Below are 19,593 nucleotides of genomic sequence, written 5' to 3' on the forward strand. Positions count from 1 at the left end.
CTACAACACAAAACTTTTTGGGTATTTGCTCACTGTGTATGGTTTTCTCAATGTTTTCGTCCATGTCAGTTATAACACACATCCGTCAATAATAACAACAAAAAAAGGGCATGGATGGAATTCCATGCCCTCACATGTTCATTTTCCTTGCTGATTAGGCTTCAGAATCGTCTTTCAAACCTGAAAGCTTGTCGCCTAATAAATCTGCTAATGTGAAGTTTCCGTCCGAATCGTCAGCAACATATTCTTCGGTTTTCTTCTCTTTTTTCTCTCTTTTTTCTTCAGCTGCAGGCGCTTCATTCGCAGCTTTTTCTTCCAAAGCCTTGATGCTTAAAGATAGGCGTTGTTCATCTTCTTTTGCATCCAACACTTTGACTTGAATTTCTTGCCCTTCTTGCAGCACTTCATGCGGAGTAGCAATGTGTTGATGGGAAATTTGGGAAATGTGCACCAAACCTTCAACGCCAGGGAAAACTTCCACAAATGCACCGAAGCTTGTCAAACGTTTGACAACACCAGTCAATACAGCTCCGATCGGTGCTTTTTCAGCGATCGCATTCCAAGGACCAGCCAATGTGTCTTTGATGCTTAAGGATACACGGCCATTTTCTTTGTCGATGGATAAAATTTTGACTTTGACGGATTGGCCGATTGCCAAAACGTCACCAGGATTTTTCACATGCTCGTGGGCAATTTGAGAGATGTGGACCAAACCATCCACGCCGCCTAAATCGACGAATGCACCAAAGTTGGTCAGACGAGCGACAGTTCCTTCGACAATGTCTCCGGCAACCAATTCGTCCATCAATTTGCCTTTATTGGCTTCTTTTTCTGTTTCCACAACCGCTTTATGCGATAAAATCAGGCGGTTTTCGCTAGGTTCAAGTTCAACGATCTTGAAGGTCATTACTTTTCCTTTGTAAGAACTGAAGTCTTCCACAAAATGGTCTTCAACCATTGAAGCCGGAACAAAACCTCTCACGCCGACATCAACGACCAATCCGCCTTTTACGACGTCTTTGACTGGCGCTTCGATGATTTCGTTGTTTTCGAATTTATCTTGGATATCTTTCCAAACGATTTTAGCATCAACGCGACGCTTCGAAAGTAAAAAGCTTCCATTTTCTTTATCTTTGATTTGTTTTATGACAACCAGATCCACAACGTCACCTACGTTTAGGATTTCTGTAACTTCATCGAATGGTTTTGCAGATAATTCGTTGTAAGGAATGACTCCTTCAACCCCGCCCCCAATGATTCCTACGATGGCTTGTCTATCTTGGATGCTTAAAACTTCCCCCTTGACAGTATCGCCCACCTCAATGGATAATGCTTCATCCAACACATCTTGCATAGTCTGCTCAACATTATTGGACTCTTCTTCATTTAACTCTGGGTTTTCAATGTAATCTGACATGTAACTATTCCTCCTAAAAGTCTGCGGCAACCGATTGGCTAGTTCCCTTAACTCCTCGCCTTACGGCTAAGAAATTAATCCTTGACTCTATATTTTTGAAAGCGTAATACTGCATACAATCATTCTAACATCTTTGCTTAAAATCGTCTAGTATTGTTAATCCAATGTTTGTAAGGGTTTTAGGTTCGCTTCGATAATGCCGAGAATCCTCTTCACCACTTCGTCGATTTCCAGATGCGTTGAGTCCAAAACGATGGCATCATCCGCTTTTTTCAACGGTGAAATCGTCCGGGTGCTGTCCAAATGGTCGCGGCGCTTCATGTCTTCCGTCAACTCTTCCAAGGAAGTGGTCATACCCTTCGCCATGTTTTCTTTGTAGCGACGCAGCGCTCTTTCTTCGGCTGTGGCTGTCATGAATATCTTGACCTCAGCATCAGGCAACACGACAGTCCCGATGTCCCGTCCATCCATAACGACGCCGCCGGACCGTGCGATGCTTTTCTGGCGGGCAACCATCTCTTCACGCACTTTCGCAAACGACGAAACCAGCGAGACGTTTTGGGTCACTTGCTCCGATCTGATCGATTCGGTCACGTCCTCCTCATTCAGAAAAACACGTTGCATTTCGTTTTCGGCAGTCGAAAAGGTTATCCTGATTCCTTGCAACAACTTATGCAATGCCTCTTCATCTTGAAGATCGCTTCCGTTGGATAAAGCCGCATAAGTCAACGTTCGGTACATCGCGCCTGTGTCCAGATAGATGTATCCCAACTTTTCCGCAACTTTTTTCGCTATGGTGCTTTTTCCTGCCGATGCTGGACCATCGATGGCAATATTCATTTTTTTCACAATAAACCTCCGACTTCGTTCTGTTCGATTTCATTGAAAAAGCCGCCTTGTCAGACGGCTTTCGCTATTTAACTTTCAATGCCATACCGATTTGTGCTTCAGTGCTGCTCAACCCGTTGGCCTGCATCAATTCATCCAATGTCATCCCATGGTTCAGAGCAATCCGGTAAAGGTTGTCACCCGCTTGGATGGTGTATGAATTATTGTATACCCCGGTAGCCGTTTCCGGTTCTTTAACTGTTTCAACCGGTGTTTCGACCACTGCAGGCGCTGCGCTCGAACTTGGTGTTTCCGCAATCGAAGATTCGGGCTCCACTGTGCTCTCCACAACTTCGCTCGAAACTACTTCTGAGGTCTCTTCGGAAGACGCTTCTTCACTGCTTTCGACACTGGAGCTGGCCACTCGTTTGTTGATCATCACTTGTTCAGCACTCTTGGGTGCGGGAGTATTTTGATTCTGTTTATTAAAATAGATGGTTGCAAAAGGAATAATCAGAATAGCCAAAAAGAGAAACAGCAATACTTTTAATAGAGGTGCTACTTCTTTATTTTTTGTATTTCTGGCCGAACGTGAATACTGCCGGCTCTTCAGATTTTCATCTTCGCCGAATTTACGTGACCATGGCTCTCCATTATTGCGATTGCGATTCTTTTTATCCATTCGGGTTCCTCCTATAAGTGATTCATGCTAATTGTAGCACATTTTCGCAATTTTTGGGTTAAATTTTATAAAAGAAAAAGGTCTGACAGGATTTTTTCCCAATGCGGCGCTTCTGTCATTGGAACCGTATTCCTCGACCTGACTTCCCCTGATAGCGATGGATCCTCGTTCCCGCAGCTATCACAGCAGTATTCAGGTTTGCCGAGATTGTTTTTCCCGAAATAGGCGGAGATGTAATCACGTCTGCATGCGTCGGTTTCGGCAAATCCCTTCATGCTCCTCAGCAAGTTTTTCTTCAGATTGTGGCGGGCGGCAATAAATTGCTTCGCTTCCGCTTTTGTGAAATTTTGACGCAGGATATGCAACAACAAAGTGTGCTCGGTCGGACTCCCATATTCTGGATTAATCGCCTTGTTTTTGAGGGCACTTTCAAGCGCATAATCATTCGGAAAATCGCTTTGCAGCATCTTCACTTTAAAGTTGAAGTCCGTTTCCGAATACAACAGTACCGCCGTGCTCTGTTGCCCATCCCGCCCGGCTCTCCCTATCTCCTGCACATATTCCTCAAGCGAATTCGGCATATGGTAATGGATTACGTAGCGGATGTTCGGCTTATTGATCCCCATTCCGAATGCACTGGTGGCGCAAATGACGTCCAACTCATCCTGAAGGAATTGATGCTGGATGGTGATCCTGTCTTCATTTGTCCGGTCGGCATGATAGGCTTCCGCGCGCAAATTTGTTTTTTTCCGGATCATGAATGCGACCGCATCAGCTTGTGCCTTGCTTGAGAAGTAAATGATGCCCGGAGATGGATACTTCTCCAAAAGTCCCAGGAGGTACTCGTTTTTCCCTTCTGGAGGCACTGCGGCGACTTTGTAGTATATATTGGCACGGTCGACCGGGCCCTCAAATACGTTCAAGTCATTCCCGTCGATATGCAGGGAAGCGATGATATCGTCCATCACGGCCGGCGTCGCTGTCGCAGTGAGCGCCAACGTCAGAGGATTGCCCAATGCTTGCCTTGCCGCCCCCAAAAATAGATAATCGGACCGGAAATCCAAGCCCCACTGGGAAATGCAATGCGCCTCATCGACCACAAACAAAGCGAGCGGGATCTGCTTGAGTTTGTTCAATACAACTTGGTTCTGCAGCATCTCGGGGGAAAGGAACAAAAACTTGATCTGATCCAGGTTGCTCAATAATCTTTGCCTTTCCTCGAACTGCAGCATGCTGTTCAATGAGGCCGTCCTTTTTTCACCCATGAATTTCAGTTGGGCCACTTGATCTTCCATCAAAGACAACAGAGGCGAAACGATAACGACAATCCCCTCCAAAAGGTAGCCGCTCAATTGGTATATCAAGGATTTCCCTGTTCCCGTCGGCAGAGTCGCCAAGGTGTGCTTGCCTGCCAAAACGGATTGGATGGGCTCCAATTGTCCTTCCTTGAATGCCGTATAGCCGAAATGTTTCTGAAGTTCCGATTTCAATTTTGCTTCATCCATGTTTAGCAGCAACCTCACTTCTTATTTGTATCAACCGGGACTCGAAAAAGTTGATTTCGGGAAATACTTTTTGGATTTCCCGGTAATCGACACGAACTTTGTGTTCCACGAGTTGTTGCAGATACTGTATTTTCTCTTTATCCAAAAATTTTTGCGTCGGGAATTCCGGATAGATCAGGGCGATTTCGGCAAAGTGATCTTGGATCGTGCTCTGTTTCAATCCCCGCATTGAAATGATTTCCTCCATGCCATGCCCGTTCATGAAATAACCCATGGTCGTTTCAGCGCTGGCGGAAGCCAAGCCGTTTTCCTTTATTGTCATCAACATGACCGAAGAAAGGACAGGGAATTTTCCCGGTTCCTTTTCCAATGCGCCATACAGCCTCAGCCAATTTTGGTGCAGCAGTATTTTCACTTCCGCTTCCTCGAACGAGAACAGTCCAGCCATTTGACCGGTCGTTTTCCTCAAGTGGTCAGTGCCTTCAAATTGCAGCGCAAAGAGCCCGGCATCCCTTTCGGGCAACCGTGACAAGTAGGTACGCCATTCTTCTCCATAAGCGCGTGCAAAAGTGGCTTTATCTCCGGCATGCTGCGTCAACAACCGCTTCATCCAAAGCTGTTCCTTCGCTTCTCTCTCAATGGGATAATAGTGTTTATTTTTATGCAGCATTTCGGAAAGGATTTGGATCAGAAACAGCATCCGGCGGCGTAAAACGCCTTGCACGAGGGCAAATTCCATTTGGCTTCCTAAAGAAAAATGCGCGTGACGGCTGAAAAAATCTGCTTTTTTCGCGCTGCCGGCTTCGGTGAGAAGAAAGCCCTCGCCATCGTTGCCGCTGATCAGACCATCCGAAACCAAACGCTCGAGGCCTTTTTTCAACGCTGTCGGTTTCATGCCCGGCATGACAGTGAAATAGGCTTCCAGATCATATTGGCGGCACTGGAGCATGGTGGACACGGTCCGCTTGCCGATCAGGTTATAGAAAAGAGTCGCTTCCTTGATGGGGCGCCCGGTTGAAATGCAATCCAAAAAAAGATACTCTATGTATGTCAAACCTTTCATATCATCACCACCAAATTTTTGTAAAGAAGGTTACTGTATGTATTATACCAAAGTAAATCAGGATAACTGCATCGCTTGTGGACTTTGCCAAATAATTTCACCGGATCTCTTCGACTACACTTCCGAAGGGATAGCTTTCACCAAAATGGATTCAAATGCGGGAAACGCACCGATACCTGCCGAACGCTTTGATGCGTTTCTGGATGCCTACCGCAAATGCCCGACCGGTGCCATCTTGCGTTCAGAATCACCGTTCCCTCCAACGGAACAGTGATTCTGAACTCTCTTTGTTGTACCAAAAGAGGCTGCACCCGGAATCATCACTGATTCGGGTGCAGCCTCTTGTTTTTGAAAAGATCAATTCAGAAACCGAAAATTATTACTGAGCAAACGGAACTTTATTATGCGCCAGCCAAGGTTTCAACTTCGGCATCACCAAGAGGATGACTGCACTGACGACAAGTCCTTTGATAATATTGAAAGGCACTATGCCAGCCAATACCAACTCTTTGACAGAACCCATTTCAAAATTCAACAAGTACATGTACAACGGGGTGATGATGAACCAGTTGGCTACCGATAAGACAACCGTCAAAACCAAAGTACCCGTCAACAGCGCCAGAATGACGGCTGTTTTTGTTTTAGCTTTGTTCAATAGGTAGTAGACAGGCAAAGTGTAAGAGAGCGTCGCCAACAGACTTGCGAAGTCCCCGATTGGATAGCCCATATCCCCGCCTGTTTGAAGGTAGTGCAAAACGGATCGGATGACAGCGGAGATGATTCCCCCGGCTGGACCGTAAAGGAAAAATGAAAGCAGAATCGGTAAATCGCTGAAGTCAATCTTCAGATACGAAAATGCTGGAATTACCGGGAATGCGATGAACATCAGCACAAATGCCAATGCCCCAAATAGTGAAATACCGACCAATCTTTTTGTTTTGTTTTGTTGCATGTTAATGAATCCTCCCTGTTGACTGTCTCAGAGATGGGTTTCTCCAAATCCAAAAAGACCCTATCCTTATCATCCGCTAATGGACACATAAAAATAGAGCCTTTGAAATTGCAATTCAAAGAAACCCCATCTTCTTCCATCCAGACTGTACTGTCGGTACTGGAATTACACCAGTTCAGCCCGCAATGAAACATTGCGAGGTCGTGGACTTTTACCACCGGTCGGGAATTTCACCCTGCCCTGAAGACGAATCTTATTTATATTTTGTTATATACAAACTATAAGCGATGCACGCATGATTGTCAAGAAGAATATCACAGTTTCGAGATATTTATTTTAAGACTATCTTCGGATCGCTTTCCTCAACCCGCGTGGAATGGAAAACGGGCCAAGAAAGTCGTCCCTACACCCGGTTCGCTATGGACTTCTATTTCCCCGTCATGCGCCTCCACGATTGTCTTTACGATCGAAAGCCCGATGCCGGTTCCTTTTTGTTTCGAGTATGTCCGCGATTTATCATTTTTGTAAAAACGCTCGAAAATGAAAGGCAAACTTTCCGCTTGGATACCGATGCCGTTATCGCTGATTTCAAAGACAACTTTATCCAACATGTCCTCCAAACGGACAGTGATATGGATGAATTTTTGCCTGCGGGTGCCGATTTCGGCTGAATAACGTACCGCATTGTCGATCAGATTGTAAAATACCTGATTCATTTTCTCTTCGTCAAAAGGATAGGTTTTGATGCCATCCGCAAGTTCATAAGAGAATTGGATGCCTGCTTCTTTGAAACTGTTTTCGAACCTGCCCGCCAAATGGTTGAAGAAAGTTGCGAGATCGACAGTTTGCCGGTTCAGGTCAATATACCCCGCTTGCATGCGAGACAGATCAAGAAGGTTGTTCACCATTTTGTTCATTTCGGTCGTTTCGTCCAAAATGATTTGGGCCATTTCAATTTTCTCGTCATTGCTTTCGGCAATGTTGTCGATAATGGCTTCGCTGTACCCTTTGATCATCTGCAACGGCGTCCGCAAGTCATGGGATACATTCGTGATGAAATCACCGCGGATAATATCCAATTGCCGTTCATTCGTCACATCCTGCAACACAATCAGGACGCCGGCAGTTTTTTGCAGATCGGTTTGGATGACCGGCGTCACTTTTACGTTGTAATGCCGCTGAGACCAGCTGAGATCCGCTTCCGATCCGGCTGTCGTGGTGAAGGCTTGCTGTACCATTTCCTTGAACTGATGCGGTATCGCTTTAGCTTCCGCATCGGGATCCACCCTTCGCCAAAAATCCAAAAACTCTTGTCCAGGTCCGTTCACTAATTTCAGATGAAAATTTTGGTCAAAGTAAAGGATCCCTGCCGGCAAAGAATCAAACAGATGATTCAACAGTTCGCGTTCCTCCCTGTTCATCAGCGTCGTGGCTTGGAGGGTCTTTCCCAACTTATTCATGGCGGTGCCCAATCCGGATATCTCATCATAGGATTCGAACGTGATCCTCTTGGAAAAATCATTCCGTGAGTATTTGAAGGCGATGTCCGTCATGACCTCCAACGGTTCGGCAACATTCCTGATCAGATACTGATAGTAGATGATCGTCCCCATGAGATAGACGGTCAACAACAACAAAGTGATGCTTTTTGCGTTCAGATCATAAGCCTGAAATTCATCCAGCTCGTAACCGATGACGAGCATTCCGGCTTGTCCCTGCAATTCAAAAGTATGAACAAAAACCATCAAAAGCAAGGGATTATTTTCCTCATCCTCTATGGTGATCCTGCTGAAATCATCAACGCTACTGTCGATCGCATCCAAAATTTCATCATTCGCCAGAATGTTCTCGAGAAGCAGCTCGGACTGCCCTTGCAGATCCGGGTTTTGTACGACAAAACGGCTCTGATCCGCTATTTTGATGAAATAGGACAATTCTGGATCCAGCGATTGCGCGACCTCAGCTTGGGTGAGATAAACTTCAGGATCGGTCATAATCGTATCCTTGTACGCTGTGATTTTCTCCTGCAGCAGTTTGTTATAAGTATCTTCGATCGAGTTCACACTGATGATTGCGTGGCCGATATACATCAAAGTCATGATGGCTACAGTCAAAAAAGTCAATAGGACCCATGATTTGAGGAATATGCTCGTCCTTTTCATTGTTTGTCGTCTGCTGCTTGGTCATCATTCGGAGAAAATTTATAACCCATCCCCCAAACGGTCACTATCATTTTCGAAACAGCTTTCGATTGCTTCAACAGCTTTTCACGCAACCGCTTGACGTGCGTGTCGACTGTGCGGAGATCCCCGAAAAATTCATATTTCCAGACTTCTTTCAAAAGAACTTCCCTCGTAAAAATTTTCTCTGGGGACTTTGAAAGATAAAGAAGCAATTCAAATTCTTTGGGCGTCAAATTGATGGCCACCTCGTCAACCAGCACTTTTCTGGCATCCGGAAAAATCTTCAGCAGCGGATATTCGATTGTGCTCGATTCCGATTCTGAAGGCTTCGTCCGCTTCAGGATGGCTGCGACCCGCAACATGACTTCCCTTGGACTGAACGGCTTCACGATGTAGTCATCCGCTCCGGACAAGAATCCTTCCACGCGATTGTTCTCTTCGCCGCGGGCAGTGATCATCATGATCGGTATTTCTTTTTCCTTGCGGACAACTTTGGCTACTTCAATGCCTGTCATCCCAGGAAGCATGATATCCAACAACACCAAATCGTAATGGTTGTTCAAGATCATTTCCACCGCTGTTGTTCCATCCTCTGCCTCGGCTGTTTCGTAGCCATCCTTTTCCAGATAGAGTTTCAATAATCTACGGATACGTTCCTCGTCATCCACAATCAATATTTTCCCGCTGGAATTTGTCATCATGATCATCCTCTCTGATTCGATAAGAAAACTACCTTTTCGATGCCTTTTCGTTCGCAAGAGCCATGTTCTTCAGCTTCTCGATTTCAAACGCCTTCAGCTCTCGGTGTTGCCCCGGTTTCAGATCGCCGAGCGTAAGGAAACCGAACGATTCCCTTTTCAGTTTTTCGACGGGACAATCAATTTTTTCGAACATTTTTTTGACTTGATGGTTCCAGCCTTCATGGATGGTCAATTCAATGATTGCTGTATTTTTTTGGGAATTGGCAGAAATCAACTTAGCTCGCGCTTTCGCAGTTTTTTTGCCGTCGATCACGATCCCGTTCTCCAATTTGTTCAGATCGGAGCGCGTAGGGATGCAACCTACCTTAGCGACATATGTTTTGTCGATGTGGTATTTCGGATGGGTCAGCAGATTCGCAAACTCGCCATCATTGGTCAAAAGAAGCAGACCGGTCGTATCATAGTCCAATCTTCCGATCGGATAAATCCGCTCTTTTACATTAAAGAAATCAGTGACGACAGTCCGATCTTTATCATCTTTAACGGAAGAGAGGGTATTCTTTGGTTTGTAGAACAAGTAGTAAACAGGCTGTTCACGATAAATCGGTAAGCCATTCACTTCCACTCTGTCATTTTTTGAAACTTTTACGCCTAATTCCGTTACCTTGATTCCGTTTACGCTGACTGCACCAGAAGTGATCAGTTCTTCGGCTTTCCGCCGTGAAGCTATTCCTGCATGTGCAATGACTTTCTGTAATCTTTCCATTTATTCACCTATTATTCTTATTTGTTTTTTTCGGTCATTCTTGTTCCGATATGATGGAATCTTTCTTAAAAAAAGCAAGTTGGTTATCTGTATCTTCGTCCGCAGGAAAATCAAAAAGATCGAAGGATTCATTATCCTGCATCTGGAATAATTCGTCCACATTCGGCAGATCATCAATTGTGGTCAACCCGAAATAATTCATGAAATAATCGGTTGTGCCGTAAATGATTGGTCTTCCTGGTGTTTCCGAACGGCCGATTTCCTTTATCAAGCCTCTCAGCAACAGCCTTTGGACCAATCCTGCTGACTGCACACCGCGGATCTGATCGATTTCCATCCGCGTCAAGGGTTGCTTGTATGCGATGATCGCCAGCGTCTCCAGGGCAGCTTGCGACAAGTGGGTCGCGAATGGCGAAACAGCGTACATTTTTATGAGCTCTGCATACTCTCTTTTTGTGGCGAGTTGGTATCTTTTGCGGGTTTCGATAAGCGTCAAACCGGAGTGGATGTTGTCGTTATGACTCGCCCGCATTTCGGTCAACAAATTTTGCGCTTCCAATGGGGTGGTCTCCAATAAAGAGGTGATTTCATCCATACTCAAGCCGTCATCCCCTGCCACAAACAGCAGACTCTCCAGTGCCCCTTTTTTATTCATTTGCTAAAACTCCCATATTGCGTAGTATATAAATGTCTCCATATGTGTTCTCTTGCGAAAAATTGATTTTTCTTTCTTTGACCAATTCCAGCATCGCCAAAAATGTATTCACGATCTGCGATTTGGTCTGCACTTCAAAGAAAGCCGTAAATGGTAGCCTTTGGTCAGAATCATGCGGCAGGTTCTCCAACTTCTCCATGATCCAGCTCATCGTCTGATCCACCGTATATTGATCTTGTTCCATTCTGGCCTGAAGCGGCTTTTTCTTCTGCAGTTTCTGATACATTTTCTGAAGAGCGGCAATCAGATCCGCCGCAGAAACTTCGCCTGGAGCAAGCGGGACTGCTTGTTGGAGGTCCTCCAGATCCGTTGCCGGCTTTGTGAAATACAGGCCGCGTTCTTGTTCCATGGTTTTCAATGCCTTGGCGGCTTCCTGGAATTGCTTGTATTCCACCAATTGTTGAATCAAGCTTTCCCTTGGATCTTCGCCCTCTTCATAGAACTCCTCTTCGAAGGTCACTTCTTTTTTCGGAAGCAACATGCGGCTCTTTATCTCCAACAACGTCGCAGCCATCAGCAGATAATCGCCGGCGATATCCAATTTCATCTCCTGCATCGTGTCCAAGTAACGCAGATATTGAAAAGTCACTTCCGCAATCGGAATATCGAAAATATCGACTTTCAGCTCTTTGATCAAGTGCAGGAGCAGATCCAGTGGCCCCTCAAAATCCGGCAATATGAGGGTGAGTTCATTTTGTTCGCTCACAATGATCCACTCGTTTCCTCATCGTTTCGGTTCTGCTGTTTCTGGTTCCATTTGGCGATGAACGGCGCGGTTTCCAGAGTCCCGTTGATTGCGCTTGTTGGATAGTTTTGCTGCAAGCCATCCAGCAACCGATGCACGATGCCTTCCTTCCGGAAAGAAGGCGAGACAGCGATATGACGAACCAACACCATTGCTTCATGTATTTGCACACCTATCAAAGCAACGATGTTATCTGTCTCTTCATCTTTCCACAAGAATAGTTTCCTATCGACATTTTCAATGTAGCTTTCCATTTCCGGCTTCAGCCTCGCTACATTTTTTAGATCTGTCACATAAGAAAGCAGACCCATAGCTATTTTTTCACATGATTGATTATAAGAAATGAACACTTCAATCTCCTTCTCACTTTGTATTTACCCCGACAGCCGTTCTGGGATGCATCATTCTGAACGGTTGCGACTCTTCGCAGCGACGCTGTGCGAGAGAGTTGTTTTCATGACCCGTCTGTTACAGAGCAGCCAATACATTCTTCAGTAAGGCTTTGAATGTTTCTTTGACTCGGGTAGTCGTTTCGACGACTTCTTCATGATTTAGGGTCGCTTGCATGCCTGAAGCTAAATTAGTTATACAGGAAACACCAAAAATGCGCAAACCTGCATGACGCGCTACTATGGCTTCCGGCACTGTGGACATGCCGACAGCGTCAGCACCCAGCCCCCGGCACATGCGGATTTCGGCTGGCGTTTCATAAGTCGGACCTGTCAGTCCAAGATAAACGCCTTCCTTCAGATCCAATCCCATCTCAGCAGCGACTTGTTTGACTGTCTCTTGATATTCGGCATCGTAGGCTTGGCTCATATCCGTGAAACGCGGACCCTGCTCGGGGTCATTCGGACCGATCAATGGGTTTTGGCCCGTCAGATTGATGTGGTCCGTGATCAGCATCAGATCCCCGGGCGTGAAGGCATAACTGATACCTCCGGCCGCATTTGTCAGCGCCAAGGAATGGATGCCCAGATGCTTCATTACCCTGATCGGAAAAGTGACCGCTTCGAGCCCGTAGCCTTCATAGAAATGAAAGCGCCCTTGCATGGCAATGACTTTTTTCCCGCTCAGGTTCCCGTACACAAGTTGGCCTTTATGTCCTTCAACCGTCGATACGGGGAAATAAGGGATTTCCTCATACGGGATCGCAATCGCATCCGTTATTTCATCAGCCAACTCACCCAAGCCTGAACCCAAAATCAGGCCGAATTCAGGTTCCAATAAGCCTTTTTCTTCCAAAAATTCGGCGGCTATCCGCACATTGTTTTGATCATTTGTCATATTCCCACACCTCACTAGTCCAATTCATCCAAAAAGCTGCGGCCATTTTGAGTAGCGGCCACCCGAAAATTATCGGATACGGTCGCGCCGATATCCGCAAACTTGCCTTGATCCATCTTACCGCGGCCTGCCATTTTTTTCGAATAAGCCAACAATGGAACATATTCGCGCGTATGATCTGTTCCCGGAAACGTTGGATCATTCCCGTGATCTGCTGTGATCAGCAGCAAATCATCATCCGCTAAAGCAGCCAATATTTCCGGAATGCGCGCATCAAAATCTTCGATTGCCTCAGCATACCCTTTCACATCCCGGCGATGCCCGAACAGAGCATCGAAATCAACCAAGTTCAAGAAACTCAGGCCCCGGAAATCTTTTTCCATGACCATCAGCAGCTGGTCGACGCCGTCCATATTGCTTTTCGTACGCACATATTCCGTGATGCCTTGGCCGTTGTAGATGTCATTGATTTTACCGATTGCGATGACATCGTAGCCGGCTTCCTTCAAATGATCCAATGTTGTTTGCCCGAATGGGTCCAAGGCGTAATCGTGCCGATTGCTTGTGCGGGTAAAATGACCTGGAGTCCCGATATACGGTCTGGCGATGATCCGGCCGATCATATAGGGGTCTTCCAAAGTGATTGCTCTGACATATTCGCAGATTGCATACAATTCTTCAAGCGGAATGATGTCTTCGTGTGCAGCAATCTGCAGCACCGGATCCGCCGAGGTGTAGACGATCAGATCACCGGTCTTCATTTGGTGCTCACCGAACTCATCCAGGATTTCGGTCCCGCTTGCCGGCTTGTTCCCGATAATCTTCCGGCCTGTATGGTTTTCGATTTTCTCGATCAATTCCTGCGGGAACCCTTCAGGAAAAACGCGGAATGGCGACTGAATGTTCAGCCCCATGATTTCCCAATGGCCTGTCATCGTATCTTTACCGACGGACTGCTCCTCGAGTTTTGTATAGTAGCCGATGGATGCGCTGTCCGGCTTGACGCCGCTCAGTTCGCGGATGTTGCCCAAACCCAACTTTTCCAGATTAGGAATTGCCAGTCCGGCAACTTCAGCGATATGCCCAAGCGTATCCGAGCCGACATCGCCGAATTTGTCGGCATCAGGGGCTTCACCGATTCCGACTGAATCCAACACAATCAAATGGATGCGATTAAATTTCATGATCCTGTTCCTCCCTTATCCTCAGCGGACTTGATCCGTTGCGCTTCAAGCACGAGGATGATACTTTTGATAGATTTCTGCCATTCTTTCTGTTGTGATGTGCGTATAAATCTGGGTTGTGGAAATATCGGCATGCCCCAACAGTTCCTGCACGATCCGCAGATCCGCCCCGTTTTCCAGAATATGCGTCGCAAAGGAATGGCGCAGCATGTGCGGCGATACATTTTTTTGGATGCCGGCATCCCGCACGGTTTGCTTAAGGTTTTTCCAGATCCCTTGACGGGTGAACCCATTGCCATGGAAATTCAGGAACAGGAAGGCCGTTTCTTTCCTCCCATGCGCCAAAGCCGGACGACTGTCCGACAAGTATTCCGCAATCCAGAAGGCGGCCTCCTCCCCCAAAGGCACGATTCTTTCCTTATCGCCCTTGCCGATCGTTTGGATGAACCCGATATCCAGATGGATTTCGCTCATCGTAATGTGGATGAGTTCACTGACGCGAAGACCGGTGGCATACAACAGTTCCAATATGGCGCGATCCCTCAGGCCCAGGACGGTTTTGACATCCGGAGCAGCCATCAAGCGTTCGATTTCAGCCATCGAGAGCACTTTCGGCAACTTTTGTTGTTTTTTCGGCAGCTGGATGGTGACCATCGGATCGTTGGCGATCAATCCTTCTTGCTTCAAATATTGATGGAATCTCCGGAGACTCGTGATCATCCTGCCGATAGAAGCTGTCGCCAATTTTTCTTCATTCAAAAATTGAAGATACAAAAGCACATCCGGCTTGGTCACATCCCCGAATGCGTGAATGGCATTCTTTTCCAAAAAATGGCTGTATTTTCTGAGGTCCCGCTGATAACTGATGATTGTATTGTCGGACAACCCGCGCTCGATCCTCAAATAACGCCCATATTCATTGATTTCTTCTTCCATGTCGGTAACCCATTTCATCCTTTTGAGGCTATTTATTCCTCAGTTTTTGTTGGCATTCGCGGCAGATGCCATGGAAAGTCAAGCGATGGTCTTTTACCACGAATTGATAGCGGGCTTCGACATCTTTTTCGACCTCACCCAGCAGATCCTCGTGTATTTCCTCGATGTTGCCGCATTCGATGCACAAAAGATGATGATGGAAATGCTCATTGCTGGTCCTTCTTAAATCGTAGCGGGATAAGCCATCTTCGAACACTACTTTGTACGTGATGTTCAATTCGGTCAAGATTTCCAATGTACGATAGACCGTCGCAAGGCCGATATCAGGATGTTTAAGCCGCAACAGCAGGAAAATCTCCTCCGCACTGAGATGCTCCTTTTCCTTTTCCAGCAGCACGCCGACAGTCGCTTCCCGTTGTGGAGTGAGCTTGAATCCTGCCTCTTGCAATTGTTTTTTGATGGTGTTTAATGACAATTCCGTCACTGCTGTCGGCTCCTTTGAGGACAGGTTGAAGACCTAATCCTTTTTGATTAATTTAGTGTGTCCATCTTCTTGGATGATCAGTCTGGCCTTCAATAAATGGCCCAAGGCTCTTTTGAATTGCGCTTTGCTGATGCCAAAGTATTCTTTGATTGCTTCCGGATCACTCTTGTCCCAATAAGGCAAACTGTGCGTGGGGCTCTGCTCCAACAATACCAAAATCATGGCTGCATCCTCACTGATCGCTTCATGCGCACGCGGCTTCAAGGACAGATTCAGCATGCCGTGTTGACTGATGCCGACGACCCGCCCGCTGACGACTTCGCCCAAGCGCGGTTCAATCTCCCGCTCGGATGGGTGGATGAATCCGATGTAACCATCGTCCGTCAAGATGAACGTCCCTATTAATTTCAAACGGAAGACGGTTCCGGTAATGTCCTTGTTTTTCAATTCCTCACCCGGAATACGGGAAATGGAACGGAATACCGGTTCGTCGGCGATGATGCCCCACAAACGGTCTTTGCTGTCCTGCTCCAGGGCGATCAGAAGTCGGTCTCCCTTTTTCGGCCAGAGCGATTTGATGTCGGGCAAGTTATCCAAGGAAACAACAATTTCTTTGTCGTCCAGGCCGATGTCCACAAACACGCCTAAGTCTTTCCGGACAGCCACAACTGTTCCCCAACCATATTGGCCCACTTGGCTCGCTGGCTCCTTTAAGGTCATGCGAAGTTGCTTGTTCATCCCTTCGTACACAAATCCTTTGACAGTGTCACCCAATTGCAATGCCGTTTCCGACTCTTCTTTATCCAATCTGTAGGTGATGCCGTCTTTCTGAACGAACACACTTTTTTCGTTCTCGTCCACGATCACACCTGTAATGATTGTACCCAGTACTTTACTCATATTTTTCCTCCAGACGGTCTTTCCGTCGCTGTATTTCTTCCATTTTATCATATCACAAAATGATTTCCAAAGCGTCGTTGTTGTGAGCTTGTCATATTTTTGATATTTATGCATTATATCCCATCGGCCTGTTGAAACAGAGGCCGATTATGCTTAAGCAAAGCAAATGGGTCCGAGACTCTCGTCCCAGACCCAAAGATGCTCTCTAATTTAGTTAAACTTAGATGGTAGTAGTTGCACCGCGGTAGATGATGCCGCGACGAGAATCGATCGTGATCAATTCATTGTCTTGCACTAATGTAGTCGCATTTTCTGCTCCTACGATTACCGGAATGCCGCTTGCGATGCCGACTACAGCAGCATGACTTGTCAAGCCGCCAGCTTCAACGATTACCGCTGCAGCTTTTTCAAATGCAGGCGTATAGTCTTTATCAGAGTTCTTCAACACTAAGATGCAGTCCTCTGTCACTTTAGCGATTGCTTCTTCAGCTGAAAGGGCCACGACAGCTTTACCGATGACAGATTTGTCGCCGATACCTTGGCCGGAAGTCAATTTCGTTCCGATCAATTGGATCTTCATCAAGTTGGTAGTGCCGCGTTCGCCTACTGGTACGCCGGCAGTGATGATGATCAAGTCGCCTTCTTTAGCGAAGTTTTCTTCTTTGGCAACTTTTGCAGCCAATTCCATCATTTCATCAGTGGAATCTGGTTTTTCGGTTACGAACGGATACACACCCCATGAAAGGGCCAATCCACGTCTTTGACGCTCCGAGAAAGTGATTGCAACGATGTGTGATTTCGGACGGTATTTAGAGATCATGCGCGCTGTATGTCCAGACTCAGTAGCGGCAACGATTGTTTGAATGTTAAGATTGCGTGCAGTATGTCCAACTGATTGACCGATTGCTTCAGCCATATCTGTGTTGCTGTATGCTTTCAAAGCAAATGCATCTTGTCCAACGATCGCTTCTTCAGTACGGATAGCGATTGTAGCCATTGTCGTAACAGCTTCAACCGGGTAATCACCAGCAGCTGTTTCTCCGGATAGCATAACTGCATCCGTTCCGTCGAAGATAGCGTTGGCAACGTCTCCTGCTTCAGCACGTGTAGGACGTGGGTTGCGTTGCATAGAATCCAGCATTTGAGTTGCTGTAATGACTGGTTTGCCTAAAGCGTTACATTTTTTGATCAACATTTTTTGTGCGATAGGAACTTCTTCAGTAGGGATTTCCACTCCTAAGTCACCACGGGCAACCATCAAACCTTGAGAAACTTTCAAGATTTCGTCGATGTTATCAAGACCTTCTTGGTTTTCGATTTTAGGGATGATTTGGATGTGGGTTGCATTATGTTTTTCCAAAATTTCAGTGATAGCCAATACATCACTTGCGCGACGCACGAAGCTTGCTGCGATGAAATCAACATCATTTTCGATACCGAAGATGATATCGTCAGCATCTTTTTGTGTAAGACCAGGGAAGTTTGTTTTGATACCAGGAAGATTGACACCTTTTTTGTTTTTCAAGATACCTGAGTTTTTGATCAAAGTAACAATTTCATTGTTCTCTTTGTCAAGTTCAGTCACTTCAAGGTCAATCAAGCCGTCATCCAATAGAATGTGGTTTCCGACAACAACATCGTTGATCAATTCTGGGTAAGTGATAGAGAATTTATCTTTCGTACCCTCAACTTCTGTCATGGAGATTCTTACTGTTTCGCCGGTGATCAAGGAAACGATGCCGTCCTTCATGTTGTTTGTACGGATTTCAGGCCCTTTTGTATCCAATAGGATAGCGCACATTTTACCTGTGATTTTTGATGCTTCGCGGATGTTGACGATACGAGCGCCGTGCTCTTCAAAGTCACCGTGCGAGAAGTTCAAGCGGGCAACGTTCATGCCTGCGTTCATCAATTTAACAAGTGTTTCTACAGATTCACTGGCAGGCCCGATCGTACATACAATTTTTGTCTTTTTCATAGAAAATAAGCACCTCATTTTATATTTTGTAAAACGTAATCAACTTCTGGTTAGAAAGAAATTTCTTTGTTGATTTGGTAAAGCGACAATAATGGCAAGTGTTTTTGGTTCTCAAGTGTATCGATGATATCGTTGAAAACAACTTCATCGCCCTTGACGCCCACACAGATTCCGCCTCTGCCTTCTTCCAACATTTTAACGGCATTGTAGCCGAAGATGCTTCCCAATACGCGGTCCTTCGCTGATGGGGATCCGCCTCGTTGCACGTGGCCCAAAACAGTGACACGTGTATGGAATTCTTCGAATTTGGAAAGTTTCTCCGCAAATTCATTTCCTGACATTACGCCTTCAGCCAACATGATGATCGTATGTTTTTTGCCGCGCGCTCTGCCTTCCTGGATTTCAGCAACTACTTCTTCCATTGTAAATTCTTTCTCGGGAATGACGATAGATTCCGCGCCACTGCCGATACCAGTCCATAAAGCGATGTCGCCGGCATTTCTGCCCATTACTTCAACAACGAATGTACGGATATGGCTTGTTGCCGTATCTCTGATTCTGTCCACAGATTCCAATACTGTATTGATCGCAGTATCAAAACCAAGCGTGTAATCCGTTCCTGGAATATCGTTATCGATTGTTCCTGGGATACCGATTGTCGGGAAACCTAACTTAGTAAGCGCTGCTCCTCCACGGTAGGATCCATCTCCCCCGATTACGATAAGGCCATCGATGCCGAATTTCTTCAACTGCTCGATCCCTTTAAGCTGTCCTTCGAGTTTTGCGAACTCCGGATAGCGGGCAGAATATAAAATTGTGCCCCCACGGCTGATTGTGTCTCCGACGTCATCAATCGTCAGACGACGGAAATCTCCGGCTACCATACCTGCATAGCCATAATTGATGCCATATACTTCCAAACCGTCATAAATGCCTTTGCGCACAACTGCGCGAATGGCGGCATTCATTCCTGGTGCATCTCCACCACTAGTTAATACTGCAATACGTTTCATTAGACTTCACCTCATCAATAAAGTTAAAAACTCTCAATTTCCAAAAAAATCCGTGCATTAAATATTTTTTGAATTTGTCCTTCACTATCTTATCATCTTTTTATGAAAATGTCTTTTAATTTCACGTTTTTTTGATTGTTAAAAAAGAAACAATGAAAAATAATGGCTTCTTGTCCGGAATATCGCCACATTCGGACAAATTGTTATTACTACCGCCTGACTCCAACGAATCCGACGCAGATAGGATCAACCAA

The 19,593-nt window shown here is 46.0% G+C and carries 20 protein-coding genes and 1 riboswitch; of the genes, 1 reads left to right on the forward strand and 19 read right to left on the reverse strand.

Annotation, left to right across the window (positions count from 1 at the left end):
* Positions 1-154: 154 nt before the first annotated feature.
* From rpsA to C7R73_RS00435, 5 genes are all read right to left on the reverse strand, one after another.
* The gene (gene rpsA, locus C7R73_RS00415) at positions 155-1,417 is read right to left on the reverse strand and encodes a 30S ribosomal protein S1 (protein ID WP_106448617.1); all 1,263 of its coding nucleotides are present in this window, start codon (positions 1,415-1,417) and stop codon (positions 155-157) included.
* A 156-nt stretch (positions 1,418-1,573) separates the two neighbouring features.
* Positions 1,574-2,269 carry a (d)CMP kinase gene (gene cmk / locus C7R73_RS00420; protein WP_106448618.1) on the reverse strand — a complete coding sequence of 232 codons (696 nt, stop codon included), beginning with the start codon at positions 2,267-2,269 and terminating at the stop codon, positions 1,574-1,576.
* Positions 2,270-2,330: 61 nt separating this feature from the next.
* Positions 2,331-2,927, reverse strand: a complete 597-nt coding sequence (locus tag C7R73_RS00425; RefSeq protein ID WP_106448619.1) for a LysM peptidoglycan-binding domain-containing protein — start codon at positions 2,925-2,927, stop codon at positions 2,331-2,333.
* A gap of 65 nt (positions 2,928-2,992) precedes the next feature.
* Complete coding sequence (locus tag C7R73_RS00430) at positions 2,993-4,432, reverse strand: RecQ family ATP-dependent DNA helicase (RefSeq protein ID WP_106448620.1); 1,440 nt, start codon at positions 4,430-4,432, stop codon at positions 2,993-2,995.
* Positions 4,425-5,495: a helix-turn-helix domain-containing protein gene (locus tag C7R73_RS00435; protein ID WP_106448621.1), complete on the reverse strand. Its 1,071-nt coding sequence runs from the start codon at positions 5,493-5,495 to the stop codon at positions 4,425-4,427. The genes C7R73_RS00430 and C7R73_RS00435 overlap by 8 nt, the downstream gene beginning before the upstream one ends.
* A 37-nt stretch (positions 5,496-5,532) precedes the next feature.
* Between C7R73_RS00435 and C7R73_RS00440 the strand changes: the two genes are divergently transcribed.
* Positions 5,533-5,769 (forward strand): ferredoxin, encoded by a 237-nt coding sequence (locus C7R73_RS00440; RefSeq protein ID WP_106448622.1) that lies wholly within the window; start codon positions 5,533-5,535, stop codon positions 5,767-5,769.
* 105 nt (positions 5,770-5,874) lie between these two features.
* On the opposite strand, the gene C7R73_RS00445 is transcribed toward C7R73_RS00440, so the two are convergent.
* The 14 genes from C7R73_RS00445 to pfkA all read right to left on the reverse strand — a co-directional run bounded on the left by C7R73_RS00445 (position 5,875) and on the right by pfkA (position 19,339).
* A complete protein-coding gene (locus C7R73_RS00445; protein ID WP_086628056.1) occupies positions 5,875-6,447 on the reverse strand; it encodes an ECF transporter S component in 573 nt (190 codons plus the stop codon).
* Positions 6,448-6,571: 124 nt separating this feature from the next.
* Positions 6,572-6,699: riboswitch (FMN riboswitch) on the reverse strand.
* Positions 6,700-6,809: 110 nt separating this feature from the next.
* A complete protein-coding gene (locus tag C7R73_RS00450) occupies positions 6,810-8,609 on the reverse strand; it encodes a sensor histidine kinase (RefSeq protein ID WP_106448623.1) in 1,800 nt (599 codons plus the stop codon).
* Complete coding sequence (locus tag C7R73_RS00455; protein WP_334223627.1) at positions 8,606-9,331, reverse strand: response regulator transcription factor; 726 nt, start codon at positions 9,329-9,331, stop codon at positions 8,606-8,608. The genes C7R73_RS00450 and C7R73_RS00455 overlap by 4 nt, the downstream gene beginning before the upstream one ends.
* Before the next feature lie 28 nt (positions 9,332-9,359).
* Entirely contained in the window at positions 9,360-10,097 is a 738-nt protein-coding gene (locus tag C7R73_RS00460) for a pseudouridine synthase (RefSeq protein ID WP_106448625.1), read from the reverse strand.
* Positions 10,098-10,131: 34 nt separating this feature from the next.
* A complete protein-coding gene (scpB, locus tag C7R73_RS00465) occupies positions 10,132-10,752 on the reverse strand; it encodes an SMC-Scp complex subunit ScpB (protein WP_106448626.1) in 621 nt (206 codons plus the stop codon).
* A complete protein-coding gene (locus C7R73_RS00470; protein ID WP_106448627.1) occupies positions 10,745-11,518 on the reverse strand; it encodes a segregation/condensation protein A in 774 nt (257 codons plus the stop codon). The genes scpB and C7R73_RS00470 overlap by 8 nt, the downstream gene beginning before the upstream one ends.
* Positions 11,515-11,907, reverse strand: coding sequence for a GNAT family N-acetyltransferase (locus C7R73_RS00475; RefSeq protein ID WP_233442738.1), 393 nt, complete (start codon positions 11,905-11,907; stop codon positions 11,515-11,517). The genes C7R73_RS00470 and C7R73_RS00475 overlap by 4 nt, the downstream gene beginning before the upstream one ends.
* Positions 11,908-12,025: 118 nt before the next feature.
* On the reverse strand, positions 12,026-12,844 hold the full coding sequence (locus tag C7R73_RS00480) for a purine-nucleoside phosphorylase (protein ID WP_106448628.1): 819 nt from the start codon (positions 12,842-12,844) through the stop codon (positions 12,026-12,028).
* A 14-nt stretch (positions 12,845-12,858) separates the two neighbouring features.
* Positions 12,859-14,028: a phosphopentomutase gene (gene deoB / locus C7R73_RS00485; RefSeq protein ID WP_106448629.1), complete on the reverse strand. Its 1,170-nt coding sequence runs from the start codon at positions 14,026-14,028 to the stop codon at positions 12,859-12,861.
* 45 nt (positions 14,029-14,073) lie between these two features.
* A complete protein-coding gene (gene xerD, locus C7R73_RS00490) occupies positions 14,074-14,964 on the reverse strand; it encodes a site-specific tyrosine recombinase XerD (protein WP_106448630.1) in 891 nt (296 codons plus the stop codon).
* 28 nt (positions 14,965-14,992) lie between these two features.
* Positions 14,993-15,448 carry a ferric iron uptake transcriptional regulator gene (gene fur, locus C7R73_RS00495; RefSeq protein WP_106448631.1) on the reverse strand — a complete coding sequence of 152 codons (456 nt, stop codon included), beginning with the start codon at positions 15,446-15,448 and terminating at the stop codon, positions 14,993-14,995.
* A 33-nt stretch (positions 15,449-15,481) separates the two neighbouring features.
* A complete protein-coding gene (locus C7R73_RS00500) occupies positions 15,482-16,348 on the reverse strand; it encodes a CvfB family protein (protein WP_106448632.1) in 867 nt (288 codons plus the stop codon).
* Positions 16,349-16,568: 220 nt separating this feature from the next.
* Positions 16,569-18,326, reverse strand: coding sequence for a pyruvate kinase (gene pyk / locus C7R73_RS00505; RefSeq protein WP_106448633.1), 1,758 nt, complete (start codon positions 18,324-18,326; stop codon positions 16,569-16,571).
* Between the two features lie 50 nt (positions 18,327-18,376).
* Positions 18,377-19,339 carry a 6-phosphofructokinase gene (gene pfkA / locus C7R73_RS00510; RefSeq protein WP_106448634.1) on the reverse strand — a complete coding sequence of 321 codons (963 nt, stop codon included), beginning with the start codon at positions 19,337-19,339 and terminating at the stop codon, positions 18,377-18,379.
* Between the last annotated feature and the right edge of the window lie 254 nt (positions 19,340-19,593).

Source organism: Trichococcus alkaliphilus (assembly GCF_003008695.1).
Lineage (GTDB): Bacteria > Bacillota > Bacilli > Lactobacillales > Aerococcaceae > Trichococcus > Trichococcus alkaliphilus.

Coding starts and splice junctions, on each gene's coding strand:
- C7R73_RS00440 (WP_106448622.1), top strand. CDS start 5,533: ATGTATTATACCAAAGTAAATCAGGATAACTGCATCGCTTGTGGACTT.
- C7R73_RS00430 (WP_106448620.1), bottom strand. CDS start 4,432: ATGGATGAAGCAAAATTGAAATCGGAACTTCAGAAACATTTCGGCTAT.
- deoB (WP_106448629.1), bottom strand. CDS start 14,028: ATGAAATTTAATCGCATCCATTTGATTGTGTTGGATTCAGTCGGAATC.
- xerD (WP_106448630.1), bottom strand. CDS start 14,964: ATGGAAGAAGAAATCAATGAATATGGGCGTTATTTGAGGATCGAGCGC.
- rpsA (WP_106448617.1), bottom strand. CDS start 1,417: ATGTCAGATTACATTGAAAACCCAGAGTTAAATGAAGAAGAGTCCAAT.
- C7R73_RS00425 (WP_106448619.1), bottom strand. CDS start 2,927: ATGGATAAAAAGAATCGCAATCGCAATAATGGAGAGCCATGGTCACGT.
- C7R73_RS00435 (WP_106448621.1), bottom strand. CDS start 5,495: ATGAAAGGTTTGACATACATAGAGTATCTTTTTTTGGATTGCATTTCA.
- pfkA (WP_106448634.1), bottom strand. CDS start 19,339: ATGAAACGTATTGCAGTATTAACTAGTGGTGGAGATGCACCAGGAATG.
- C7R73_RS00500 (WP_106448632.1), bottom strand. CDS start 16,348: ATGAGTAAAGTACTGGGTACAATCATTACAGGTGTGATCGTGGACGAG.
- pyk (WP_106448633.1), bottom strand. CDS start 18,326: ATGAAAAAGACAAAAATTGTATGTACGATCGGGCCTGCCAGTGAATCT.
- C7R73_RS00450 (WP_106448623.1), bottom strand. CDS start 8,609: ATGAAAAGGACGAGCATATTCCTCAAATCATGGGTCCTATTGACTTTT.
- C7R73_RS00455 (WP_334223627.1), bottom strand. CDS start 9,331: ATGATGACAAATTCCAGCGGGAAAATATTGATTGTGGATGACGAGGAA.
- C7R73_RS00480 (WP_106448628.1), bottom strand. CDS start 12,844: ATGACAAATGATCAAAACAATGTGCGGATAGCCGCCGAATTTTTGGAA.
- C7R73_RS00445 (WP_086628056.1), bottom strand. CDS start 6,447: ATGCAACAAAACAAAACAAAAAGATTGGTCGGTATTTCACTATTTGGG.
- scpB (WP_106448626.1), bottom strand. CDS start 10,752: ATGAATAAAAAAGGGGCACTGGAGAGTCTGCTGTTTGTGGCAGGGGAT.
- C7R73_RS00460 (WP_106448625.1), bottom strand. CDS start 10,097: ATGGAAAGATTACAGAAAGTCATTGCACATGCAGGAATAGCTTCACGG.